At 48.4% G+C, this 2,600-nt stretch carries 2 protein-coding genes; both read right to left on the bottom strand.

The window, feature by feature from the left end; translation table 11 throughout:
* Window positions 1–392: 392 nt before the first annotated feature.
* On the bottom strand, window positions 393–1,253 hold the full coding sequence (locus APR53_08150; protein ID KQC05287.1) for a hydrolase: 861 nt from the start codon (window positions 1,251–1,253) through the stop codon (window positions 393–395).
* Between the two features lie 348 nt (window positions 1,254–1,601).
* Window positions 1,602–2,342, bottom strand: coding sequence for a 4Fe-4S ferredoxin (locus APR53_08155; GenBank protein KQC05286.1), 741 nt, complete (start codon window positions 2,340–2,342; stop codon window positions 1,602–1,604).
* Between the last annotated feature and the right edge of the window lie 258 nt (window positions 2,343–2,600).

The following is a 2,600-nucleotide window of genomic DNA, read 5'->3' on the forward strand; positions in this document are numbered from 1 at the left end:
CTCTGCCCCTTCTGCCCGGCCCTCCAGACCCCGGAGACGGGGTATTTGAAACCGCCGGTGAAGGGGAGCCAACATCGTAAGCAGGAATTCCTCCGCCAGACCTTTGACAGGCATCATTATAACGGGTGAAGGGTGGGACTCGGAATGTGGGGTCAGGTTCGACAAGACAATGGGACAAAGACGGTAATGAACCAGGTATGATATTATTGTTTGCGCAGGAAGTCACAGATCTTCTGGACTCCGGTAAGCGCTGGTCGTGGATGTGTACAGGACTGTTGAAACAGAGCTGAATATTTTTCGAGATCAGATGACATAAAACTCATCACTCAAATCAAAAAATTGAGATAATAATATGGATGCTGTATGATTGCATCAGACAATATTTGACAAGATCATACCACAGAGGTGGTGCTGTTGGGTGCGGATTCATCAATGAAGTCTTTCACGAGCACTCGTGCATCGTCAAGTTGGGACAACATTCCATGACCCCCGGAATCATATAATACCAACCGGGATTGGGGTATTTTATCGTGGGCACTTTCTGCATGTTCGAAACTTACCAGCACATCATCCTTTGCGTGGATAATTAACGTTGGTGCACGAAGATTCGTTGTCGGCACGGTATACGATTTGATCATCTTTTCATCGTTTATCGTGCCGTCATACCGTTGAGACATCGGATGCATTACATCAAGCATTTCCTGTGCCAGTTCCTTCTGCTCCGGATTGAATGTTTCGTATACGTATGTGGGAATTCCCATTAGTTCAAGAATCGTCGGCTGAAGGAATTTTGTAACAAGCCAATATGCATAATCAGACTGCTGGATGGTGTGAATAATATTCACGTAAAACGGCGCCTTGTCCCCCGGTGCCGGACCCCTGCTCACCGCGGAGATCAATATTAAAGCCGAGGATCTCTCGGGATAGTCATTGGCAAACTGGGTGGCAGACGGCCCTCCTGCCGAAACGCCGACTACAATTGCCTTATCTACGCCTAAATTGTTCAGAAGATGCCTATAAGCATCAGATTGCATCTGCACCGAAGCATTCTCCGGAATATTTGATCGAAGATAGCCATATCGTGAAACCGAAATGAATTGATACTCGTTTCCAAAAAAGACTTTACCCAACCAGAGTCCCTGATCATACCCACCTCCCGCACCATGTATCATTAAGACAGGAATCCCTTCTCCCTGTATAGCATACTCAATATCTCCATATTCTGTTTTCAAAATAGTACTGTCCGTATTCAATTGCTGTTGTTTCTCCGTTATCGTATCGTGGTAACCCGGATATGTTAAAGCAACCAGAATGACAGTTATACCAATAAAAACTGTCAATACAATCAGTACAACATTCCTGATTTTGGTTATAACGTCATTTGAGAATCTCATCTATGATTCACCATCATTCCCCGGATAGAGTTCTACGGTCTTATTGCATCCCCTCATTCCTGCTAGGTTAAGGCAGGAATTTTTCCTCAATAATATCCCATATCTCCCGAGGATATAATAATTTCTGCTCTATAATTGTACAAAAATCAAAAAATCAAAATGTTCCTGGTTGGTGCTTGAACCAGACCCCTCCACAAAACCCGACATTCACCACCCTTTTACGGAGTACGTTATCACACCGGTGGGGCAGATGTCCACACAGCTGCCGCAGAGGATGCAATCAGTCTGTTCCATCTTCCCCTCCCTGACCATTCTGTTCACGTCAAGGGTCATCGGACATTCTTTAGAGCATTTCCTGCAATCGATGCACTTCTCCTTCTCCGCCTTCAGGTGCAGGGCCGGCCAGCTGGAATGGTTGCGGATCTTCCGGCCGATGATGAGCATCACTCCTATAGGGCAGAAGGTGTGGCAGAACCCGCGTCTTCCGAAGATGAGGGCAAAGACCGTAACCACGAACACCGGTCCCAGGAATGCGGTCACACCGCCCGGTCCAGCGATCGAGATCCCTCCTTCCGTCCAGTAGAAGATGTCGATTGCAGAAAAACCGCCGGCAGTGTACGCTGCATAAAACAGGCTCCCGAAGATTCCGAGGAACACGAGATATTTTACTATGTTCAGTTTCCGGGTCCGGAGAGGCCTGTCATATGCCAGACGATAGATCTCCTGCAATCCTCCGGAAGGACACAGGTATCCGCACCAGACTCGGCCGGCAAAGAGCGATCCGATGAAGAGCATACCAAATACGATCAGGCCGCCTGTCACGATCCCCATCGATGCACCTTCCGTGATGATGGGGCAGGATATGTATGCGAAGGTGATAGGGTATGCTAGAAACGAGAGAATGATGAGCCCTTTTCTTATCCTCTGCCTTTCTGGAGTCCTTGCCATAAGTAGTCCTGTCATCCCGATCCCTCATTAAATATCGTAAAATATCTGCTGCGATGTTACTTCCACCATTATTTCGGGTTGGTCGTTTGGGACTGTTGCAAATGACCGCCTTTCACGGCCTGACTCCCGGCATGCCGTTTCCCGGCGGGGACCGGGTCGCGATCATCGACGGGATCTCTTACTGCCCTGTCAGGGAGAAGGCAAACGATGTCGATTCCGCCCTCTGCCCCTTCTGCCCGGCCCTCCAGACCCCGGAGA

This window comes from Methanoculleus sp. SDB (genome assembly GCA_001412355.1).
In the GTDB taxonomy this organism is placed as follows: domain Archaea; phylum Halobacteriota; class Methanomicrobia; order Methanomicrobiales; family Methanomicrobiaceae; genus LKUD01.